This is a genomic window from Streptomyces sp. NPDC047315 (genome assembly GCF_040643215.1).
Lineage (GTDB): Bacteria > Actinomycetota > Actinomycetes > Streptomycetales > Streptomycetaceae > Streptomyces.
The window spans coordinates 14012-35750 of sequence record NZ_JBEYTZ010000032.1; the positions used below are offsets into that span (position 1 = coordinate 14012).

Consider the following 21739-nt stretch of genomic DNA (forward strand, 5'->3'; position numbering starts at 1 on the left):
GAAGTAGTCTTGAGCCCATGCCCGAACGCCGTACCGTCGCCCTTGTCACTCTTGGCTGCGCCCGTAACGAGGTGGACTCGGAGGAGCTAGCGGGCCGTCTGGCAGCGGACGGCTGGGAGCTGGTCGAGGACGCCGCCGACGCGGACGTCGCCGTCGTCAACACCTGCGGCTTCGTCGAGGCCGCGAAGAAGGACTCCGTCGACGCCCTGCTGGAAGCCAACGACCTCAAGGACCACGGCAAGACCCAGGCCGTGGTCGCGGTCGGCTGCATGGCCGAGCGCTACGGCAAGGAGCTGGCCGACGCCCTGCCCGAAGCCGACGGAGTCCTCGGATTCGACGACTACTCCGACATCTCCGACCGCCTCCAGACCATCCTCAGCGGTGGGGTCCACGCCGCCCACACCCCGCGCGACCGGCGCAAGCTGCTGCCGCTGAGCCCGGTGGAGCGGCAGGCGGCCACCGGTGTGGCACTGCCGGGACACGGCACGACCGCCGAAGAGCCGACTCCTTCGCCGGCGGACCTCGCCGACCTGCCGGCGGGCGTCGCGCCCGAATCGGGTCCGCGCGCCCCGCTGCGCCGCAGACTGGGCAGCAGCCCCGTCGCGTCCGTGAAGCTCGCCTCCGGCTGCGACCGGCGCTGCACCTTCTGCGCGATCCCGTCCTTCCGCGGCTCCTTCATCTCCCGGCGCCCCGCCGACGTCCTCGGCGAGACCCGCTGGCTGGCCGAGCAGGGCGTCAAGGAGATCATGCTCGTCTCCGAGAACAACACCTCGTACGGCAAGGACCTCGGGGACATCCGGCTGCTGGAGACGCTGCTGCCGGAGCTGGCGGCCGTCGACGGCATCGAGCGCGTACGGGTCAGCTACCTCCAGCCCGCGGAGATGCGGCCCGGGCTGATCGACGTCCTCACCTCCACGCCCAAGGTCGCGCCCTACTTCGACCTCTCGTTCCAGCACTCCGCCCCGGGCGTGCTGCGGGCGATGCGCAGGTTCGGCGACACGGAGCGGTTCCTCGAACTGCTGGAGACGATCCGCGGCAAGGCGCCGCAGGCCGGCGTGCGCTCCAACTTCATCGTCGGCTTCCCCGGCGAGAGCGAGGCGGACTTCGCCGAGCTGGAGCGCTTCCTCACCCATGCACGGCTGGACGCCATCGGCGTGTTCGGCTACTCCGACGAGGAGGGCACGGAGGCCGCGACGTACGAGGACAAGCTGCCCGCGGACGTCGTCGCCGAGCGGCTGGCGCACCTGTCGCGGCTGGCGGAGGAGCTGACCGCGCAGCGCGCCGAGGAGCGGCTGGGGGAGACCCTTGAGGTGCTGGTCGAGTCGGTCTCCTCGGGGGCTGACGACGGCGAGGAGCCCGCGGTGGGGCGCGGCGCCCACCAGGCGCCCGAGACGGACGGACAGACCGTCTTCACCTCGACGGACGGCCTTGAGCCCGGCCGGATGGTGCTGGCGAAGGTCGTCGCCACGGAGGGCGTGGACCTGGTGGCCGAGTACGTCGGCCTGCCGCAGGAGGCCCCGGCGCCGTCCGGTGGCGCCGCGGCCGTGGGCGGGACCTCGGCCCTGGACGCGCTGGTGAACGGGGCCACCGCCCTGGGCGCCCGCGGGCCGGCCCGGGAGGGCGGTCGACGCGCGGTGGGCGAGGAGGCGGCCAGATGACCGGAGTGCCGGCATCCGCGGGGGGTGGCACCGGCAGGCCCGGTCGCCCCGCGCCCGGGGGGAAGCTCGGCGCTGCGGCCGTCAATCAGGCCAGCCTGTGGAACATCGCCAACATCCTCACCATGCTCCGGCTGGTGCTGGTGCCCGGCTTCGTGGTCCTGCTGTTCCAGGACGGCGGTTACGACCCCGTCTGGCGCGCCTGGGCCTGGGCGGCGTTCGCCGTCGCCATGATCACCGACGTCTTCGACGGCCATCTGGCCCGTACGTACAACCTGGTCACGGACTTCGGCAAGATCGCCGACCCCATCGCGGACAAGGCGATCATGGCCGCGGGGCTGATCAGCCTCTCCGTCCTCGGGGACCTGCCGTGGTGGGTGACGGGCGTGATCCTCTTCCGCGAGCTGGGGATCACCCTGATGCGGTTCTGGGTGATCCGGCACGGAGTCATTCCGGCCAGTCGCGGCGGCAAGATGAAGACCCTCGCGCAGGGCACCGCGGTCGGCATGTACGTACTCGCGCTCGTCGGGCCGCTGGCCACCTTGCGCTTCTGGGTGATGGCGCTCGCGGTCGTGCTGACCGTCGTCACCGGTCTGGATTACGTGCGACAGGCGATCCTGCTGCGGCGCAGGGGGCTCGCCAAGGAGCACGGCGCGGCGGCCGGCGGGCGGTGAGGGACCCGATGGCGGACGGCACGGTCGCGGCGCGCGTTCTGGACTTGCTTGCGGAGCGTGGTCAGACCCTGGCGGTCGCCGAGTCCCTGACGGGCGGCCTGGTGGCCGGGGAGCTGACCGGGGTGCCGGGCGCATCGCGCTCCTTCCGCGGTTCGGTGACGGCGTACGCGACGGCCCTGAAGCGGGACGTCCTCGGGGTCGACGCGACCCTTCTGGCCGAGCGCGGCGCGGTGGATCCGACGGTCGCGTTGCAGATGGCAGCGGGTGTACGGGCCCGGATGGGGGCTGACTGGGGTCTGGCGACGACGGGCGTCGCGGGACCCGACGCCCAGGACGGACAACCGGTCGGCACGGTCTTCGTGGCCGTGTCCGGGCCGGACCGGAGCGAGAAAGTGACGGCGCTGAGGTTGAACGGCAGCCGGGCGGAAATCCGTAAAGAGAGTGTACGGAGCGTGCTGGAACTGCTCCTGGGTGAACTGCACGGCACGGTGCGGGCAAAGGATACGGAACAGAACGGGGGGAATTGATGTTTACAGCCCTGAGTGAACACGTCATCGCTCCCCGCACGGCCGCAGCGCGAGGCGGTACGGTGGGGCGTGAAGGATGCGGCTACGCGGTCCGAGGAGGGAGCCACCGATGATTCTGCTCCGTCGCCTGCTGGGTGACGTGCTGCGTCGGCAGCGCCAGCGCCAGGGCCGTACTCTGCGCGAAGTCTCCTCGTCCGCCCGAGTCTCGCTCGGCTATCTCTCCGAGGTGGAGCGGGGGCAGAAGGAGGCTTCCTCCGAGCTGCTCTCCGCGATCTGCGACGCGCTTGACGTACGGATGTCCGAGCTCATGAGGGAAGTGAGCGACGAGCTCTCGTTGGCCGAGCTGGCCGCGTCGGCGGCGGCGAGCGAACCGGTGCCCGCGCCGGTGCGCCCGATGCTGAACACCGTCTCCGTGACGTCGGTGTCCGGCGTGCCGACGGAGCGCGTGACGATCAAGGCGCCGGCGGAGGCCGTCGACGTCGTCGCGGCTTGACGCGCACCTCGACCCTGGCTTGAGCCCCGGTCGTCCGATCACGACGTGCTCGCACGCGGGATCGGACGACCGGGGCTTTCTCGCGTCCGGGACTTCCACGGGCGGCGCCGGGACTTCCACGGGCGGCGCTGGACTTTCTCGGTCGGTACCGGGGGTTTCCCCGCGTGATCCGGGGCAGGGGCCCACTGTCGAAATGTTCCCTCTCAGGTGCTATGTCATGGTGAGAGGGAGCGGACCGGAAACCGAGTGGAGGACGCATGTCTGTCGTGAAGAGCCCGCTGTCCGACGCCGACCTCAAGACGGTCGGAGAGGCGCTCCAGGGCGCGCTCGTGGACCTGGTGGACCTGGGGCTGGTGGCCAAGCAGGTGCACTGGAACGTGATGGGGCCGCGCTTCCGCTCCGTCCACCTCCAACTGGACGAGGTCGTGGACACGGCGCGGATGCACTCCGACACCGTGGCGGAGCGCTGCTCCGCGATCGGCGTTCCGCCGGACGGGCGGGCCGCGACGGTGGCGTCGCAGAGCGCGATCCGCGGGGTGCCGGACGGCTGGGTCAAGGACACCGACGCGGTGCGGATCCTGGTGGACGCGCTCGGCGCGGTGATTACGCGGCTGCGGGAGCGCATCGCGGCCACCGGGGACCCGGATCCGGTGAGCCAGGACATCCTGATCGGGCTCACTGCGGACCTCGAAAAGCATGCCTGGATGTTCCAGGCGGAGAGCGTGTGACGCCAGCAGGGGGCCGGGGCGGCTCCTGGTGCGGGTGTGCCGGTGCCGGTGCCGGTGTTGGTGTTGGCCTCGGCTTCGGTGTCGGCGTCGGCGTCGTCGGGGCGCGTAGTGCTCCGGGGGCGTGCGCGCCGGGTCTGCTTCCGGTGCGCCCTCCCTGTGGGTGAAGACACGACCTAGCGTGGTCCGGAGGGAGGCAGCCATGGCGGGACGCGGTTTCGTGCGCGTGCCCGTGGGTGCCCTCGGACTCGCACTGGCCGCCTTCGTGGGCGGCGCGCTGTGGTGGTGGGCGGTGCTGCGGCTGCTGCTGGTGCCCGAGCGGGCCGGTCTGGTGGAGGGCGCGGTCGCCGCCGGTGGATGGGGGCTGAGCCTGCTGCCGGTCCACGTGACGGCCTTCACCGGACGCGGCGGCGCCGGCCGGCTGCGGAACGGGGCCCTCACCACGGCATGGCGACGCCGCCGTTCGGGCGGATGATCTGGCCCGTGGTGAAGGCGCTGGCGTCGCAGGCCAGGTGGAGCACCGTGTGCGCCACTTCTTCGGGCCCGCCCACCCGGCGCAGCGGGGTGATCTTGGTGATGGCGGCTTCGGCGCGGCTTTGGAGTTCGGCGTCGTGGCGGTCGGTCATGGGGGTGCGGATCCAGCCCGGGGCGACGGCGTTCACCCTGATGCGGTGCGGGCCGAGTTCGGTGGCCAGGGTCCGGGTGAGTTGGACGACGGCCGCTTTGGCGGCGCTGTAGCAGAGCAGGTCGGGGCTCGCGGCGTCCACGGCGCCGGAGGCCATCGTGACGAGGGAGCCGGGCGTGCCCGCCGCGATCATGGCGCGGGCGGATTCCTGGCAGGCGTACAGCACTCCCTTGAAGTTGACCGCCATGACGCGGTCGAGGTCCTCGTCGCGGGTCTGGAGGACAGGGCTGCTGTGCATGACGCCGGCGACCGCGGCGAGGACGTCGAGGCGTCGTGAGGCGCGGACGGCGGAGGCGACCACGGCCTCCACGCGGCTGCGGTCGGTGACGTCCAGGGGGTGGACGTACGCGGTGCCGCCCGCGTCCTTGATCAGCGCCCGGGTTCCCGCGAGGCCGTCCTCGTCCACGTCCGCGCAGTGGACCGTCGCTCCGGCGCTGGCGAGGAGCGCGGTGCAGGCGCGGCCGATGCCGCTGGCGGCGCCGGTGACGAGCGCGGACCGGCCGGTGAGGTCGTACGCGGCGAGGGTCATGTCGGGACCGTACGACCGGATCTGACGCACCGTCAACTACCCGGTGCGGGTGGTGTGCGGGTGGTGTGCCGGGGCGTGGCTACGGGCTTCGGGGTCCCGACTGGCAGCCGGGGCACCAGTACGTGACGCGCTCGCCGTCGTCGGGCTCCGCGCCTGCGGCGCCGCGGCGCGGCTCTCGCTGGGCAGCCTTGCGTACGGGCGTGCCGCAGCGCAGGCAGGGCTCGCCGCGCCGGCCGTACACGTACAGCAGGGGGCGGGCGGTGCCGGGGACCGTACGGCGGTCGAAGGTGCGCTTGTTCGCTTCGAGGAGCCGGTGGGCGGTGGCGACGAGCCGCGGGGCGATCCCCTCCGGCAGCTCGCCGACCGGCAGCCAGGGCGTCACCCTGGCGAGGAACGCCAGCTCGGAGCGGTACACGTTGCCGATGCCGGCGAGGTTGCGCTGGTCCAGCAGGGCGTCGCCGAGGGGGCGGGCGGGGTCGGCGATGAGGTTCGCCAGCGCCGTCGACGCGTCCCAGTCAGGGCCCAGCAGGTCCGGCCCGAGATGGCCGACGACCTGCGGTTCGTCCCGGGTGCGCAGGACGTCGAGCACCGGCAGCCGGTAGCCCACGGCGGTGTGGGCTGCAGTGCCGAGGACGGCGCGGATCTGGTGCGCCGGGCCGCCGCGCCAGCGCTCGGTCGCGGCGAACACCCGCCAGGCGCCGTCCATCCGCAGATGGGAGTGGAGCGTGAGGCCGTCGTCGAACCGCATGAGCAGGTGCTTGCCCCGCGCGGCCACTTCGCGGACGGACCGCCCGGTCAGGTCGACGGTGGCGAACCGGGGTACGCGCAGGTCGAACCGGGTCAGCAGCTGGCCGGCGAGGGCGGAGTGCAGACGGTGTGCGGTCAGCCAGACGGTGTCTCCTTCGGGCATGACATCCATGATGGTCGACGAACGGGCCCGGGCGCGGTCCCGCGGCGGTCACGGTCTGAGGCGCAGGCCCCTCGGGGTGGCGTGGAAGCCGGCCGTCTCCAGCGCGCGGGCATAGGGCGAGGTCAGTGCGGACGAGCCGTTCGCCCGCTCGACGGTGACCGTGCCGAGCGCGCCCGCCCGCGCCGCCTCCGCCAGCGCCTGCGCGGCGCTGTGCAGCGCCGGTGAATCGGGCTCGGGCCAGGCCAGCAGCGTCTTGCCGCCGCGCTCCAGGTAGAGCGCGAGATCGCCGTCCACGAGGACCACCAGGGAGCCCGCCTTGCGGCCGGGCTTGTGGCCGGCGCCGTCCGGCGGATCGGGCCAGGAGAGCGCCGCGCCGTAGGCGTTCGCCGGGTCGGCGGCGGCCAGCACCACGGCCCGCGGGGCGGCGTGCTCGTCACCGCGCTCGCGCGCGGTGGCCGCCGCGCGCAGCCGGTCCACCGCGCCGTCCATCGCGAACTGGGCCGCCCCCAGCCCCTCGACGACGTACCCCCGGCGGGCCTGGCCGCTGTCCTCGAAGGCGGACAGCACCCGGTACGTGGCGGAGAAGCCGCCTTCGACGCCCTCGGCGGCGACGGCGCCGCGGGTCACCACGCCGTGCCGGTCCAGGAGCGTGCGCGCGAGGGCGTGGGCGCGCTGCGTCGGGTTCGCCTCCGGGGGCGGCAGCAGCGACCAACGGCCGCTCACCGTCGGCGGGCCGCCGCGGGACGCCGGACGGGCCGCGGCCGTCAGCCCGCCGTACTGCCCGCGGGGCACGGTCCGTCTCGCGCGGTGGGCGGTGGAGCCCGCGGTGCGGCCCGAGCCGAGCAGGGAGCGCAGCGGGGCGAGCGTGTCATTGGTCAACCGCCCGGACCAGGCGAGGTCCCAGATCGCATCGGCAAGCTGCGGATCGGTGGCGTCGGGGTGGGTGGTGGCCCGGACCTGGTCGGCGATCTGGCGGAAGAAGAGGCCGTAGCCGGGGGCGAGGGCGGTCAGGACCGCGTCGTGCAGCGCGGTCGTCTCCAACGGGTGGGGCGCGGGCAGCAGCAGCGGCGCCGCGTCCGCGAGGTACAGCGAGACCCAGCCGTCCTTGCCGGGCAGCGAACCGGCTCCCGCCCACACCACCTCGCCGGTGGTGGTCAGCTCGTCGAGCAAGGTGGGCGAGTAGCCCTGCACGCGGGACGGCAGGATCAGCTTCTCCAACGCGGACGCGGGCACCGCGGCCCCCTGCAACTGCTCGACCGCCCGCGCGAGACCGTCGATGCCGCGCAGGCCGTGCCCGCCGCCCAAGTGCTGCCACTGGGGCAGGAACGTGGCCAGCGCCGCCGGCGGCACGGGCTCCAGCTCCTGGCGCAGCGCCGCCAGCGAACGGCGCCGCAGCCGCCGCAGCACGGTCGCGTCGCACCACTCCTGCCCCGTCTCCAGCTCGGACGCGGGAGCGCCCAGGGCGTCGTGCGCCACCAGATGCGGCCGGAACTCGCCCCGCACCACCCGGCCGCCCGCCGCCAGGCGCTGCAGCGCGCCGTCCGTCACCGCCGCGCCCAGGCCGAAGCGGGCCGCGACCTGCGCCGAGGTGAACGGGCCGTGCGTACGGGCGAAGCGGGCGAGGAGGTCGCCGAGCGGATCCTTGACGGGCTCGGTGAAGGCTTCCGGCACGCCCACCGGGAGCGCCGTGCCGAGGGCGTCCCGCAGCCGTCCCGCGTCCTCGATCGCCGCCCAGTGGTCCTCGCCGGCGATCCGGACGCGGATCGCGCGGCGGGCCGCGGCGAGGGACCGCGCCCACTGCGGATCCGCGCCGCGCTCGACCAACTCGGCATCGGTGAGCGGACCGAGGATCCGCAGCAGGTCGGCGACGCCCTCCTCGTCCCTCACCTTGCGGTCGTCCGTGAGCCACTGGAGCTCTTGCTCCAGTGCGACCAGCACGTCCGGATCGAGCAGCTCGCGCAGCTCTGCCTGGCCCAACAGCTCCGCGAGCAGCCGGGAGTCCAGCGAGAGGGCGGCGGCCCGCCGCTCCGCGAGCGGCGAGTCACCCTCGTACAGGAACTGGGCGACGTAACCGAACAGGAGGGAGCGGGCGAAGGGCGACGGCTCGCTGGTGGTGACCTCGACCATGCGCACCCGACGCGCCTCGATGTCGCCCATCAGCTCCGTCAGCCCGGGGACGTCGAACACGTCCTGAAGGCACTCCCGCACGGCTTCCAGGACGATCGGGAACGAGCCGAACTCACTCGCCACCTGGAGCAGTTGGGAGGCGCGCTGACGCTGCTGCCACAGTGGGGTGCGCTTTCCGGGATTGCGCCGGGGCAGCAGCAGGGCGCGCGCCGCGCACTCGCGGAACCTGGCGGCGAACAGCGCCGAGCCGCCGACCTGGTCCGTGACGACCTGACCGATCTCGCCGTGGTCGAAGACGGTGTCGGCGGCGCCCACCGGAGCCTGGTCGCCGTCGAACGTGGTGTCCAGGTGCGCCGGGTCCTGGTCGAGCAGGTCGAGCCCCATCAGATCGGCGTCCGGCAGCCGCAGCACGATGCCGTCGTCGGCATGCATGACCTGCGCGTCCATCCCGTAGCGCTCGGCGAGGCGGGCACCCAGCGCCAGGGCCCAGGGCGCGTGCACCTGGGCGCCGAACGGGGAGTGGATCACCACCCGCCAGTCACCGAGCTCGTCCCGGAAGCGCTCCACCAGGATCGTGCGGTCGTCGGGGACGTGGCCGCAGGCCCGGCGCTGCTCGTCCAGATACGCGAGGACGTTCTCCGCGGCCAGGGCGTCCAGACCAGCGGCGAGCAGCCGCAGCCGTCCGTCCTCCGGGGTGAGCGCCCCGACCTCCCGCAGGAACGCGCCCACTGCGCGGCCCAGCTCCAACGGCCGGCCGAGCTGGTCGCCCTTCCAGAACGGCAGCCGGCCCGGCACCCCGGGCGCCGGGGTCACCAGGACCCGGTCGCGGGTGATGTCCTCGATGCGCCAGGACGAGGTGCCCAGCGTGAAGACGTCGCCCACCCGGGACTCGTACACCATCTCCTCGTCCAGCTCGCCGACGCGCCGCCCGCCGCCGCCCTTCTCCGAGGTGCTGCCGGCGAGGAAGACGCCGAACAGACCGCGGTCGGGGATCGTGCCGCCGGAGGTGACCGCCAGGCGCTGCGCGCCGGGGCGGCCCGTGACCGTCCCCGCGACCCGGTCCCAGACCACGCGTGGGCGCAGCTCGGCGAACGCGTCGGAGGGATAGCGCCCGGCGAGCATGTCCAGCACGGCCGTGAACGCGGACTCCGGCAGGGACGAGAAGGGCGCGGCCCGCCGCACCAGCGCGAGCAGGTCGTCCACCTGCCAGCTGTCGAGGGCGACGATCGCGACGAGCTGCTGCGCCAGCACGTCCAGCGGATTCGCCGGGATGCGCAGCGCCTCGATCGCGCCGGTCCGCATCCGCTCGGTGACCACCGCGGCCTGCACCAGATCGCCCCGGTACTTGGGGAAGACGACGCCGCGGGAGACCGCGCCGACCTGATGGCCCGCCCGCCCCACGCGCTGGAGCCCGGACGCCACCGACGGCGGCGACTCGACCTGGACGACCAGGTCCACCGCGCCCATGTCGATGCCCAGCTCCAGGCTGGAGGTGGCGACCACGGCCGGCAGCCGGCCGGCCTTCAGGTCCTCCTCGACCAGCGCCCGCTGCTCCTTGGAGACCGAGCCGTGGTGCGCCCGGGCCATCAGGGGCGGCGCACCGCGCGCGGCCCCCGACTGGGCCATGACCTCGGCCGGCGGGGCGCCCTCCGCCAGCGGCTCGCCCACGGCGCGCTCGTAGGCGATCTCGTTCAGGCGGTTGCACAGGCGCTCGGCGAGCCGGCGCGAGTTCGCGAAGACGATCGTCGACCGGTGGGCCTCGACGAGGTCGGCGATCCGCTCCTCCACGTGCGGCCAGATCGAGGGGCGGTCGCCGCCGGGGGATCCGGGGGCGTCGGTGGCGGGGGAGCCGCCCAGCTCGCCCAGATCCTCCACCGGGACGACCACCGACAGGTCGAACTCCTTGCCCGACGGCGGCTGGACGATCTCCACCTTCCGCTGCGGCGACAGATAGCGGGCCACCTCGTCCACCGGCCGCACGGTCGCCGACAGGCCGATGCGCCGGGCCGGCTGCGGCAGCAGCTCGTCCAGCCGCTCCAGCGAGAGCGCCAGGTGCGCACCCCGCTTGGTGCCGGCGACGGCGTGCACCTCGTCGACGATGACCGTCTCCACGCCCGCGAGGGCGTCCCGCGCGGCGGAGGTCAGCATCAGGAACAGCGACTCGGGCGTCGTGATCAGGATGTCCGGCGGGCGGGTGGCCAGGGCGCGGCGCTCGGCCGCGGGGGTGTCGCCCGAGCGGATCCCGACCCGCACGTCGGGCTCCGGCAGCCCGAGGCGCACCGACTCCTGCCGGATGCCCGTCAGCGGGCTGCGCAGATTGCGCTCCACGTCGACCGCGAGGGCCTTGAGCGGGGACACGTACAGCACCCGGCAGCGCGCCCTTGGATCCGCCGGCGGCGGCGTGGACGCCAGCCGGTCCAGCGCGGCGAGGAAGGCCGCCAACGTCTTGCCGGAGCCCGTCGGAGCCACCACGAGGACGTCGGACCCCTCCGCGATCGCCCGCCACGCGCCGTCCTGCGCGGCCGTGGGCGCGCTGAAGGCCCCCGCGAACCATCCCCGGGTCGCGGGAGAGAACGAGTCGAGCGCATTGCCGGCCATGTCCCCCATCGTGCACCGCACCACTGACAATCGGCCCCCGCCCGCCCCTGCCGCCGACCGTCCGCCCGGCGGACCCGCAGGTCAGCGGTGACGCGTCGGGCGCACAATGGGGGCATGAACGGGCCCGCGGGGCAGCGGCAGGAGTCGGCGAGGCACTGGCGGTACGAGGCACTGGCCGGCCTCGACCTGCTGCGCGCCCGGTACGTCAGCCACACCTTCCCCCGCCACAGCCACGAGAGCTACCTCCTCGCCACCGTCCTGCGCGGCGTGGAGGACATGCGGGTGCAGGGCGGCGGGTTCCACGTGCTGCCCGGCTCCGTGATGACCCTCGACCCCGAGGAGCCCCACGCCGCGCGCTCCGGGCACCCCGACGGCTGGGCCTACATCGCCCTCTACCCGCAGCCCGACACCGTCCGGGAGATCGTCGCCGAGATCAGCACGCTGCGCGGCACCCCCGGCTTCTCCTCGCCCGTCGCGGACGACCCGTACGCGGCCCGGCTGCTGCGCGGGACGTACGACGCGGCCGACGCCGGCAACGCCCTGGCCGCCGACATCCTGCTGCGGTCCGCCGTCACCCGTCTGCTCACCGAGCACGGCACCCGGCTGCCGGCCCGTACGCCCAAGGCCGCCGGGCGGCGCGCGGCGGGGCGGGCGCGGGCGCTGCTGGAGGCGCGCATGACCGAGCCGCCGTCCCTGGAGCTGCTGGCGCGCGAGGTCGGGGCGAGCCCGCACGCGCTGCTGCGGGCCTTCAAGGCCGAGTACGGCATGCCGCCGCACACCTGGCTGACGGACGCGCGCGTGCGCAGGGCCCAGCTCCTCCTGGCGCAGGGGCACCCGCCGGCGCAGGTGGCGTCCGCGGTGGGCTTCACCGACCAGCCGCACCTGAACCGGCACTTCACCCGGATCGTGGGCGTGCCGCCGGGGGCGTACCGCAAGGAGCGCGCGGGGCCGCTGTGAGCCACCCCGCGGCTCCGGGCGCTCCCCGCGCGCCCGGAGCGCAATAACGTACAAGACGACCGGCGGCGGTCGGCCGTACCGTCCGAGGCATGGCAGAGACGACAGCACCACCGGACAGCGGCCCGCCCGAGCCCATCGCGCGCGCCCACGAGGCCGCGGCCAAGCCGGACTCGGCCGTCGTACGGGACGCCCTCGGCGTCGGCGTGGCCGTCGGGCTGTCCGGCTTCGCCTTCGGCGTCACGGCGGCCGGCTCGGGCCTCACCGTCCTCCAGGCGTGTGCGCTGAGCCTGCTCGTCTTCACCGGCGCGTCACAGTTCGCGCTGGTCGGAGCGTTGGCAGCGGGCGGCAACCCCTTGACGGCGGCGGCCGGTGCCTTCTTCCTCGGGGTGCGCAACGCCTTCTACGGGCTGCGGCTGTCGCAGCTCCTCGCGCTGCCCCGCGCCGTACGCCCGTTCGCCGCCCACTGGGTCATCGACGAGACCGCGGCGGTCGCGCTCGCCCAGCCGACGCGGCGCTCCATACGGCTCGGCTTCACCGTGACCGGTCTGACGCTGTACGTCCTGTGGAACCTGACCACGCTCCTCGGCGCGCTCGGTGCCGAGGCGATCGGCGACACCGACGCATGGGGGCTCGACGCGGCCGGCCCCGCGGTCTTCCTGGCGCTGCTGGCCCCCATGCTGCGGACGACGACCGAGCGCGTGGTGGCCGGACTCGCCGTCCTGCTCGTGCTCGGGCTGCTGCCCGTGCTGCCGGCCGGGGTGCCCGTGCTGATCGCGGCCCTGGCGGCGCCCGCGGTGTTGTGGTTCACGGGCCGCGGCACGAACGAACCTAAGGACCGGGCGGAGCAACTGCCGGAGGGGGAAGACCGATGAGCGTCTGGATCGCGATAGCCGTGACGGCCGTCGGCTGCTACGTCGTCAAACTGGCCGGCCTCCTGGTGCCGGCGAACGCCCTGGAGCGGCCCGTGGTCCAACGGCTGGCCGCGCTCCTGCCCGTCGCCCTGCTGGCCGCGCTCACCGCCGAGCAGACCTTCAGCACGGCCGGCTCCCTGGTGATCGACGCCCGGGCCGCCGGGGTGGCCGCGGCAGCCGTGGCACTGGTCCTGCGGGCGCCCTTCCTCGTGGTCGTCGCTGCGGCCGTGCTGGTCACCGCGGGCGTACGGGCGATCGGCGGTTGACGCGCAAGCACCCGTGCTAGGCGTCGGTCGCCGGGCGCACCGGGCCTCCGGCGCCTTCTTTGATGGGGCGCCCGTACGCCCGCAGGGTCCGCAGCGCCTCGATCGTCACGATCGGACGGGCCTCCAGCGCCGTGCCCGGGGCCCACTGCCGCCAGGTGAGGGGCCAGCCGCCGTCCTCGCGCTGCTCACCCGCCAGATGGTCGAGGCCGATGGCCATCTCCTCGTCCGTGAACCAGTACCGGGCCAGTGAGTGGGGCGTGCGGGCGTAGTCGTACGCGTAGTGGTGCTCGCCCGGGGCGTACCCGTCGGCGACCGGCTGACCGTCGGCCGCGGCCGGGTCGAGCACCACCAACCGCTGCTCCCGCACCAGCTGCCCCAGACGGTCGGCGGCCGTCCGCGCGCGGGCCCGGTCCGGGACGCCGTCGAGGAAGGCGACCGCCGCCTCGACCTCGTACGGATGGGACCGCTCCAGGGACTCGACGGCGGCCCAACAGAAGTCCGTGGCCCGAAACAGCCAGGCGTGCCACACCTCGTTGCGGTGCAGCAACCCGACCACCGGGCCGGTGGTCAGCAGCGACCCCGGGGGATCGTCGACGACCGGGACGAACGGAGCGGTCGGATAGCCGCGCTGGGAGGGGTGGATCGCGGGCAGTGCGCCCTCCGGCGTCGACACCCCGGTGAAGTAGCGGCACAGGCGCTCCGCGCGCAGCCCGCCGCAGCGGCCGATGGAGTCGAGGACGCGCAGTGCGTGGGCGGTGTGCAGGGGCTGGCTGACCGGACCGCGGAGGTCGGGTTCGAGGGCGTGGCCGTAGCCCCCGTCGTCGTTGAGGTACGGCGACAGGGCGGCCTCGACGGCGTCCGCACCGCCGCCGAGGAAGTGGTGGGCGAAGCGCCGCTGCTCCAGGACGCGGGCGGTGAGCCAGACGAAGTGCTCCGCGCGGGCCAGGGACGACGACGGCGGGGGCGCGGGAGCCGTTCCGGTGTCAGCCATGCCCCGACCGTAGGCGCCCGGGACGCCCGCAGCACGGGAGACGACCGGCGCACCCCCGGGGGCGGGATACTGACGTCATGCGGTTGACGATTTTCTGGGAGCGGATGGCGGACCACTTCGGGGCCGGCTACGCCGACTCCTTCGCACGGGACCACGTGATGGCCGAACTCGGCGGGCGGACGGTGCACGAGGCGCTGGACGCGGGCTGGGAGGCCAAGACGGTGTGGCGCGCGGTCTGCGTCGCGGTGGACGTTCCCGCCGACAAGCGGTGAAGCGCCCCGGGCGCGTCCGGCGCCGGGCCGGCTCTTCGATCGGGCCGAACGTACGCGACACTGGCCCGGTGGCCCCGAAGAGCGACAAGCATGACGAGAACGAGCCCGACGAAGATCGGGCCCCGCGCGGACGCGGCGAGCACGACGGACGCGGCGCCGGCGGCAATGGCACAGACGCGGCAGCCGGCCGGCTCGCCGTGCCCGCACAGGGCGTGAGCTGCGGCCCGACCGGCGGCGGCACCGCGACGCGGACGGCCGAGGGCCGCGCCGCGCCCGGCCCCGACGAGCCCCGCGAACACGCCCCGTCCGAACGCGCTCCGCACGAGCACGCACCGTCCGAAGGCGCGACCCCGCCCAACGCGCCGCCGCCGCCCGCTGCGGCCGGTGCGCTCGGCCCGGTGCGCATGCCCCGCTGGCTGCCCCGGGCCATCGTGCTCGCGCTGGCGCTCTACGCGTGCTTCCAGCTCGGCAGCTGGGCGTTCCACCAGCTCATCGGGTTGCTGACGAACATCCTGATCGCCTTCTTCCTGGCCCTGGCCATAGAGCCGGCCGTGGGGCGGATGGCCTCGCGCGGCATGCGGCGGGGAGTCGCCACCTTCCTGGTCTTCTTCGGGATCCTGGTCGCGACCGTCGGCTTCGTCGTCCTGCTGGGGTCGATGCTCGCCGACCAGATCGTGACCATGGTCGACGACTTCCCCAAGTACCTCGACTCGGTGATCAACTGGATCAACCAGACCTTCAAGACGGAGCTGTCGCGGGTGGAGGTCCAGGACAGCGTGCTGCGCTCGGACTGGCTGCAGAGCTACGTCCAGAACAGCGCGACCGGGGTCCTGGACGTGTCCGCCACCGTGCTGGGCGGGCTGTTCCGACTGTTGACGATCTTCCTCTTCTCGTTCTACTTCGCCGCGGACGGCCCGCGGCTGCGGCGCGCGCTGTGCTCCGTGCTGCCGCCGGCCAAGCAGACTGAGGTGCTGCGCGCCTGGGAGATCGCCGTCGACAAGACCGGCGGCTACCTCTACTCGCGCGGTCTGATGGCGCTGATCTCCGGCGTGGCGCACTTCGTCCTGCTGGAGATCCTGGGAGTGCCCTACGCGCCGGCGCTGGCCGTCTGGGTCGGCCTGGTGTCGCAGTTCATCCCGACGATCGGCACCTATCTGGCGGGCGCCCTGCCGATGCTGATCGCCTTCACCGTCGATCCCTGGTACGCCGTGTGGGTGCTCGGGTTCGTCGTGGTGTACCAGCAGTTCGAGAACTACGTCCTCCAGCCCAAGCTCACCTCCAAGACGGTCGACATCCACCCGGCCGTGGCCTTCGGCTCGGTCATCGCCGGCACGGCCCTGATGGGGGCGGTGGGCGCGCTCATCGCGATCCCGGCCGTCGCCACGCTCCAGGCGTTCCTGGGGGCGTACGTGAGGCGGTACGACGTGACCGACGACCCCCGGGTGCAGGGCCACCAGCGGTACGGCGGACAGCTCCTCAAGCGGATCAAGGGAGTGCCGGGGATACGGCGTGCCCAGCCGCAGCCGGAGCCAGACGAAGGGGTCTGACCCAGCTCGCGGCGGCACCCAAGAACCGCGGGGCGGGGTGAGTGACGGGACGACTCGAACCCGTTACTCACCCCGCCTCTGTGTTCACCGGGCTCCGGCGCCGGTCACATCCGGTCGCGTATCTGCTCGGCCTGGTGCATCAGCTCCTCGGCCTCCGCGCCCTCCTGCTCCGACAGCTCCGCGATCAGGGTCGTGAGCCGCGCCTCGGCCTCCGCCGCGCGCCCCAACTCCTGCTCGGTCCACGCGGCGCGCACCAGGGACTGGAAGCGGTCCCGCAACGCCGCCCCGCCGAACTCGGCGAAGACCTCCGCCGCCTCCAGCGTCAGCCGCAGCGCCCGTTCCCGGACGGCCCCGCGCTCTTGGAGGTCGGGCCCCGGCAGGTCGTCTTCCGCCTCTTCGCGGCCGTACAGCTCCTCTTCGAGGAGCCGGGCCAGCTGCTGGCAGGTCTGCGCCCACTCGTAGCGGCACTGGGGGGCGTCGAGGTCGCGGAGCACCCCGAACGCCTCGTCCATCAGCGTCTGCGCGCGGGCGTACGCCGCTGCGACACGGACCGGGCCCTGGCCGTCTCCCCCGTCCATCCCGTCTTCATCGTCGTCCTCGTCGTCGTGGTCGACGCCCTCCACCGCCAGCCACGCCAGCGAGCGCAGCACCCGCACCTCTGCGACGGGATGGCCGCCGGCCCGCCGCCACAGCTCCAACGACTGCTCGTACGCCGACCGCGCCTCGCTGCTCAGGCCCGCGGCCGAGAGCGCGTCCGCCGCCGAATTGGCGAGCGTCGCCTGCGCGCGGACGTCCTCCCACCCCTTGGTGACCTCGGCGCCCAACAGGAACTGCTCGGCCGCGGCCTTGGGGTCGTTCAGCTCCTGGAGCAGCCGGCCGAGCAACTGCCGCGCCTGGACGACCTCGTCCTCGCCGTGCGCCGCGACCAGGTCGGGCAGCACCGAATGCAGTACTTCCACCGCCTCGACGGTCCGGTCCGCCTCCGCGTACGCCCGGGCCAGCACCGTGCGCGCGCGGGCGCCGGACGTCGCAGCCAGCCCCGCCTGGTCCAGCCAATGCGTGGCCTCAAGGGCGTGCTCCGCCGCCTCCTCGGCCCCGTCGCCGCGCTCCAGCAGGACGTCCGCGAGCGTCAGCCGTACGGACGACTGCTCCTCCGGGTCGACCAGTTCGACGGAGTGGCCGAGGGCGGCCCGGGCACTGGCTTCGGCAGCCGCCAGGTCGCCCATGGCGGCCAGCACGCTGGCGCGCATCGACAGCGGCTGGCACGCCTCCCACGGGCGGCCACCGGCGATCTGGTGGCCCGCCGCGGAGGCGAGCAGCGGTTCCGCCGTGCGCAGGTCCCCCGCGGACAGCAGGGCCCGGGCGAGGTCCAACTCCGCCTGGCCGATGACGTCCACCGTGCCGTGCGGCGGATCGGCGTCGTCCCGGGCGGCGATGAAGTCTTGGAGCGCGGTCACCAGGCCGGTGTCCAGCTTCTGGTCGGCCCCGGCCCCGGCCCTGTCCCCGGCCCTGTCCCCGTTTTCCGAGCCGTGGCGCCGGGCGGCCCCCGCGTGCTCGTCCGCCGTCAAGAACGCCTCGATCCGCAGGGCCGTCAACTCGGCGAGCGCGGTGCGGCGCGGGCGCAGCGGATCCGTAGCGGGCAGCTCCCCGGCCGAACGCACGGCCGCGGCGAGCAGCGCACGGATCTCCTCGGCAGGCGCACCGAGCTCGACCGCGCTGCCGGCCGCCGCCAGGTCGGCGAAGGCCGCCCGGCTCTCCTGACCGGCCGCCCGCTGGGACTCCGCGGCCCGGGTGAACATGGCGGTCGCCCGGGGCTCCCCGGCGTGCAGCGCGGTCATCGCCCGGAACTCCAGGACGTCCGCGGCCAGCGCCGGATCCGACGGGTGTCCGGACTCCGCCCCGATGCGGCGCGCCACATCGGCCCACAGGGCGCGGGCCGAGGGACGGCCCTCCGCCCGGGCGGCGCGCGCCCGCTCGACCAGCTCGGCGAAGCCGCCCGCGCCGTCCGGAGCCGCGGCGGGCGCGTCCTTCGGCACCGGGGTGCGGGAGGCCGCCGGGGCGCCCTGCGGCGCGGGCGGGAGCGCGGCGCTGCGCACCCCGAGGGGCAACGCGTCCAACAGCGGCTGCTGCGCGATCCGCTCGGTCAGCCGCCGCGACACGAGCGCGTTGCCGTTGCGCGCGTCGAAGCGGGCCGTGATCGCCGCGGCGTCCGCGTGCAACAGCTCGTACAGCTCCCCGACGGTGCGGACCGAGCCCCGGTAGGGGACGGTGGCCCGGTCCACCAGCCCCAGCTCCCGCAGCCGCCGCAGCAGGACGAGGATGCCGCCGGTGAACTCCAGCTGCGACTCGACGTCCCCGAGCGGGCCGAGGTGGGCCGAGTGCTCGGCCAGGATCTCCAGGCCCCGCGACTCGTTCCCCGTCAGGGCGCAGAACTCGATGTGCTCGCCGATCGAGCGCAACAGGCTTTCGTTGCCGCGGGCCATGCGGTAGCCGCGCAGGTGGTGGGCGCGCGCCTCACCGGCGCGGCCGAGGCGGACCAGGGGCAGCAGGGAGTGGGCGAGCACCCGGTGCGGCTCCTCCATGCAGGACAGCCCACCGGCCAGTACGGGCTCCCAGATCCGCACCGCTTCGGCGTCCTCGCCCCGGCGCGAGCGGTACCACCCCTGGGTGTTCAGCTCGCAGGCGTGGCAGTCGCTCATCTCGTCCCGCTCGGCGGCCATCCAACCGGCCACCGCACGCTCCATCCGGTCCGTGTCCCCGGTCGCGTCGGCCAGGTAGAACTCGGCCTGGCGCACCGCGCGCTCGCTGTAGCCGGCCAGCCGGTAGCGCCGCTCCATGTCCACCAGCCAGCGGTCCACGGACGCCAGCGGGATGTCGGGGGACTCGACGATGCCGCCGGCCACCCACTTGAACCGCCAGTACAGGCTGCGGGCCTCGTGGGCGGCGAAGGAGGCCGGGTCGCGGTCGTACTCCTGGAGCAGCCGAGCGAAGGGCACCACCATCTTGGTGCGCTCCGAGCTGTACTCGTACGCGTCGACCAGCCCTTGGAGGGACTGGCGGAACAGATCGGCCTCACCGGTCGTCTCGGCGGCGGCCGACAGGAACTCGGCACGGGTGACCCGCGCCGAGCCGTGGGGTGCGCCCGCGTTCTCGAAGAGGCCCTGACGGATCTCCTGCGGGGACATCGGGGACATCGGAGCGGTCACGGCTGGTCCTCCCGGGGGGTGGTGCCCTGGACGGCGGAGAGGGTCGCCCATTCCAAGAGCCCGAGGAAGGCCCGGTTGAGCAGGGTGGAGTCGGCGGGGCGCAGGGGTCGCTGCGACATCAGCAGCGCCTGGCCGTACAGCGATTCGACCGCCGTGGCGGTCAGTTCCGGGTCGGGCAGCGCCGCGACCCGGCGGATCAGCGGATTGTTGTGGTTCAGCACCAGCCGGGCCCTGGGCGCCGCACTGCGCAGCGAGCCGAGGATGTCGCTCCACAGCGAGTCGGCGTTCTCCTGGGCGGTGGCGCGGTCCCGCTCGTGGCGGGCCTGGCGGTCGTCGAGGAAGAGCGCGGGCATCGTCACCGGCTGGAAGGCGCGCAGCACCACGTCGCAGCCGTGCGGGTCCAGCCGGGTGCGCGCGGTGGCCAGGAAGGAGGCGAGGGCCAGCTCGGCGGAGGTGGCGACCGGGTCGAGGCGTTCGGTGACGGCGCCCGCGTCCAGCTCGGTGACCTTGACGGCGGGGCGGACCGTCGGCAGCAGGGCGAGCAGGTCGGCGTCGTAGGTGTAGCCGGCGTTGACCACGCCCAGGCCGTGCGCGGCGGCGATGGGGGCGATCTGGCGGAACTCCTCGACGGTCCGGGTGAAGTGGACCTCGCCGTGGGCCGCGGTGAACTCGTCCAGGCTCAGCTGGCCGTCGCTGGTCTCGAACGGCAGCCAGGGCAGCATCAGCTCGAACAGCTCCGCGTCGTGCCGCGCCAGGGACTTCACCCCCAGGTGGTGCACGCTCAGGAAGGAGGCCAGCCGCTGCGGGTCGCTCGCCGCCAGCTCCGTCAGCCACTGCCGGACGGCGCCGCCGAGGGCTTCGCGCACGGCGGCGAGCGTCTCGTCGTCGTACAGGTTCTCCCGGGAGGCGGTGGGGCGGAGCGTGTCCGTGTCCACGACGGCGCGGACGAAGAAGGCCCACTCCGGCAGGAGGTTGTCCGCGCGGTCGGTCAGCAGCATGCCCTTGAGGTACGTGCGGTGCCCGGCCCGGTGCGCCGGACTGGTGGGCTCCGGCAGTACGTAGGCGACGCCACGCACCCCGGCGACCGGGAGGTCGAGGTCGATGGAGTCCAGCGGGGTGAAGCCGAACAGCTTCGCGCAGTGCCCGTTGAGGGCGACGCGGCGGGCCGCGGGGGAGGCGTACTCGCGGTCCCACACGGCGGGCCGGTCGGTGATCGGGCGCTCCGCGCCGCCGTCCGTGCCGTCGTCCGCGCTGAAGACGATGTCGTACGGCAGCAGGGAGCCGTAGTCGCGGGCCAGCTCCTCGACCCGGTCCGGGCGCGTCCACTCCTCGGAGCCGGGGCGCGGCTCCAGGTGCACCGTCGTGCCGGGCTCGGGCCGGGCGTCGTCGGGCAGGGTGCGCACGGTGTACGAACCGTCGTCGGACGCCAGCCACTCCACGGGGGCGGCGTCGGGAGTCCGGGCGGAGCGGGTGACCACGCGGATCTCGCGGGCCACGACGAAGCAGGCGAGCAGGCCGATGCCGAACTGGCCCAGGAACTCCCGGCGGGCCGACTCCAGGCCGTGCTCGCCGCCACGCTTGGAGCTGCGGCCGATGGTGGCGAGGAGGGTGTGGACCTCATCGGCGGTGAGCCCGATGCCGCTGTCCTCGATGGAGACGCCCCCCGCCGAGCTGGAGAGTCTGATGCGGACCCGTACGTCGGGGTGCAGCGCCTGCCGCGCGGTGACCGCGTCCACGGCGTTCTGCAGCAGCTCGCGGACGTACACCCGGGGGCTGGAGTACAGGTGGTGGGAGAGCAGGTCGACCAGACCGCGTAGATCGACCTGGAAGCTGTTCGCCTCGGGCGGAGTCGCCTCCGCTGCACCGGCGGACGTCATGGCACATCACCTCGCGCTAATACGTGTGGGTACAGGCGATCGCGAGGTCCCCCCTCACAGATCACGAACGTGGAAGGCAGCGTAGTAGTGCCCGCTGACGTTCTCCGCCGCAACGGCCGGTATGAGCCGGGCCCGGCCGGCCCGGCGGCTCGGGGGGAGCGGCCGGGCGGGTGGGCGGTCGTGCGGTCGACTGCTCCGTCAGAGGGCGTGCTGCTGCCGCAGCCGCTGGAAGGCGGTGGGGGCGGGCCGCTCGGGGAGGAACCGTGCGATGCGTCGGGCGCAGTCGAGCGGGGTCGCCGTGCTCGTGTCGCACTCCACGTCGTACGTGCCGTGCGCGTGCACGCGGGAGATCTGCCGTGCCGCGAGCCCGGCGGGACGGTCGCCGCGGGCCGCCTCCCGGCGCTCCAGCTCCTCCAGCGAACAGTGGACGCCCACCAGGACGACCCGGTGGGGCGGGAACAGCGCGAGGCAGTCCGCCAGCCGCCACGGTTCGCTCAGGACGTGGTCCACGACCACGTTGTTGCCGGCCGCCGCCATGCCCGCGACCGCGCGGTGGAACCCCCGCCAGGTGCGCTTGAGGGTGTCGTCGACTTCGGCGGGGGTCAGCTGGGGCTGGGAGCGCATGGCGTGGAAGGCGTCCACGGGCAGGTGGAAGTAGGGCTCGTCGAGGAGGGTGAGGAGCTCCCGGGCGATGCTCGACTTGCCGGAGCTCGACGTGCCGTTCAAGAAGACGATCAGCCCGTCCGCGTCGGGGCCGCCCTGCTCGGTCTCCGAGTGTTCCCGCATGGT

General features: G+C 74.0%; 17 protein-coding genes and 1 pseudogene. 11 read left to right on the top strand and 7 right to left on the bottom strand.

Features of this window, described 5'->3' with window-relative positions:
- Nucleotides 1–17: 17 nt before the first annotated feature.
- From rimO to ABZ842_RS30270, 6 genes and pseudogenes are all read left to right on the top strand, one after another.
- A pseudogene (gene rimO / locus ABZ842_RS30245) lies at nt 18–1496 on the top strand (30S ribosomal protein S12 methylthiotransferase RimO); the annotation flags it as partial.
- A 158-nt stretch (nt 1497–1654) separates the two neighbouring features.
- A complete protein-coding gene (pgsA, locus tag ABZ842_RS30250; RefSeq protein WP_361543731.1) occupies nt 1655–2329 on the top strand; it encodes a CDP-diacylglycerol--glycerol-3-phosphate 3-phosphatidyltransferase in 675 nt (224 codons plus the stop codon).
- Nucleotides 2330–2337: 8 nt separating this feature from the next.
- Nucleotides 2338–2856 (top strand): nicotinamide-nucleotide amidohydrolase family protein, encoded by a 519-nt coding sequence (locus ABZ842_RS30255; protein WP_361543734.1) that lies wholly within the window; start codon nt 2338–2340, stop codon nt 2854–2856.
- A 109-nt stretch (nt 2857–2965) separates the two neighbouring features.
- A complete protein-coding gene (locus tag ABZ842_RS30260; RefSeq protein ID WP_361543737.1) occupies nt 2966–3349 on the top strand; it encodes a helix-turn-helix transcriptional regulator in 384 nt (127 codons plus the stop codon).
- Between the two features lie 257 nt (nt 3350–3606).
- On the top strand, nt 3607–4077 hold the full coding sequence (locus tag ABZ842_RS30265) for a DNA starvation/stationary phase protection protein (RefSeq protein WP_361543740.1): 471 nt from the start codon (nt 3607–3609) through the stop codon (nt 4075–4077).
- A 199-nt stretch (nt 4078–4276) separates the two neighbouring features.
- Entirely contained in the window at nt 4277–4549 is a 273-nt protein-coding gene (locus ABZ842_RS30270; protein WP_361543743.1) for a hypothetical protein, read from the top strand.
- Here ABZ842_RS30270 and ABZ842_RS30275 read toward each other — a convergent pair.
- The 3 genes from ABZ842_RS30275 to ABZ842_RS30285 all read right to left on the bottom strand — a co-directional run bounded on the left by ABZ842_RS30275 (nt 4512) and on the right by ABZ842_RS30285 (nt 10923).
- Nucleotides 4512–5288: an SDR family NAD(P)-dependent oxidoreductase gene (locus ABZ842_RS30275; protein WP_361543746.1), complete on the bottom strand. Its 777-nt coding sequence runs from the start codon at nt 5286–5288 to the stop codon at nt 4512–4514. The two genes, ABZ842_RS30270 and ABZ842_RS30275, sit on opposite strands and share 38 nt — an antisense overlap.
- 79 nt (nt 5289–5367) lie before the next feature.
- Nucleotides 5368–6198, bottom strand: a complete 831-nt coding sequence (locus tag ABZ842_RS30280) for a DNA-formamidopyrimidine glycosylase family protein (protein WP_361543749.1) — start codon at nt 6196–6198, stop codon at nt 5368–5370.
- 48 nt (nt 6199–6246) lie between these two features.
- On the bottom strand, nt 6247–10923 hold the full coding sequence (locus ABZ842_RS30285) for an ATP-dependent helicase (protein WP_361543752.1): 4677 nt from the start codon (nt 10921–10923) through the stop codon (nt 6247–6249).
- Nucleotides 10924–11037: 114 nt separating this feature from the next.
- Between ABZ842_RS30285 and ABZ842_RS30290 the strand changes: the two genes are divergently transcribed.
- The 3 genes from ABZ842_RS30290 (at nt 11038) to ABZ842_RS30300 (ending at nt 13057) form a co-directional block, all read left to right on the top strand.
- On the top strand, nt 11038–11880 hold the full coding sequence (locus tag ABZ842_RS30290) for an AraC family transcriptional regulator (RefSeq protein WP_361543755.1): 843 nt from the start codon (nt 11038–11040) through the stop codon (nt 11878–11880).
- Nucleotides 11881–11969: 89 nt separating this feature from the next.
- Complete coding sequence (locus ABZ842_RS30295) at nt 11970–12752, top strand: AzlC family ABC transporter permease (RefSeq protein WP_361543758.1); 783 nt, start codon at nt 11970–11972, stop codon at nt 12750–12752.
- Nucleotides 12749–13057, top strand: a complete 309-nt coding sequence (locus ABZ842_RS30300; RefSeq protein WP_361543761.1) for an AzlD domain-containing protein — start codon at nt 12749–12751, stop codon at nt 13055–13057. Before ABZ842_RS30295 ends, ABZ842_RS30300 begins: the two co-directional genes overlap by 4 nt.
- Before the next feature lie 16 nt (nt 13058–13073).
- On the opposite strand, the gene ABZ842_RS30305 is transcribed toward ABZ842_RS30300, so the two are convergent.
- The gene (locus ABZ842_RS30305) at nt 13074–14048 is read right to left on the bottom strand and encodes a hypothetical protein (protein ID WP_361543764.1); all 975 of its coding nucleotides are present in this window, start codon (nt 14046–14048) and stop codon (nt 13074–13076) included.
- Between the two features lie 77 nt (nt 14049–14125).
- Between ABZ842_RS30305 and ABZ842_RS30310 the strand changes: the two genes are divergently transcribed.
- Nucleotides 14126–14320 carry a DUF3046 domain-containing protein gene (locus ABZ842_RS30310; protein ID WP_361543767.1) on the top strand — a complete coding sequence of 65 codons (195 nt, stop codon included), beginning with the start codon at nt 14126–14128 and terminating at the stop codon, nt 14318–14320.
- Between the two features lie 404 nt (nt 14321–14724).
- Nucleotides 14725–15867: an AI-2E family transporter gene (locus tag ABZ842_RS30315; RefSeq protein WP_361543923.1), complete on the top strand. Its 1143-nt coding sequence runs from the start codon at nt 14725–14727 to the stop codon at nt 15865–15867.
- 104 nt (nt 15868–15971) lie between these two features.
- On the opposite strand, the gene ABZ842_RS30320 is transcribed toward ABZ842_RS30315, so the two are convergent.
- The 3 genes from ABZ842_RS30320 to ABZ842_RS30330 form a co-directional block, all read right to left on the bottom strand.
- Complete coding sequence (locus tag ABZ842_RS30320) at nt 15972–19073, bottom strand: tetratricopeptide repeat protein (RefSeq protein ID WP_361543770.1); 3102 nt, start codon at nt 19071–19073, stop codon at nt 15972–15974.
- Nucleotides 19070–20950 carry an HSP90 family protein gene (locus ABZ842_RS30325; RefSeq protein WP_361543773.1) on the bottom strand — a complete coding sequence of 627 codons (1881 nt, stop codon included), beginning with the start codon at nt 20948–20950 and terminating at the stop codon, nt 19070–19072. The genes ABZ842_RS30320 and ABZ842_RS30325 overlap by 4 nt, the downstream gene beginning before the upstream one ends.
- A gap of 198 nt (nt 20951–21148) precedes the next feature.
- Nucleotides 21149–21736, bottom strand: coding sequence for an AAA family ATPase (locus ABZ842_RS30330; RefSeq protein WP_361543776.1), 588 nt, complete (start codon nt 21734–21736; stop codon nt 21149–21151).
- Between the last annotated feature and the right edge of the window lie 3 nt (nt 21737–21739).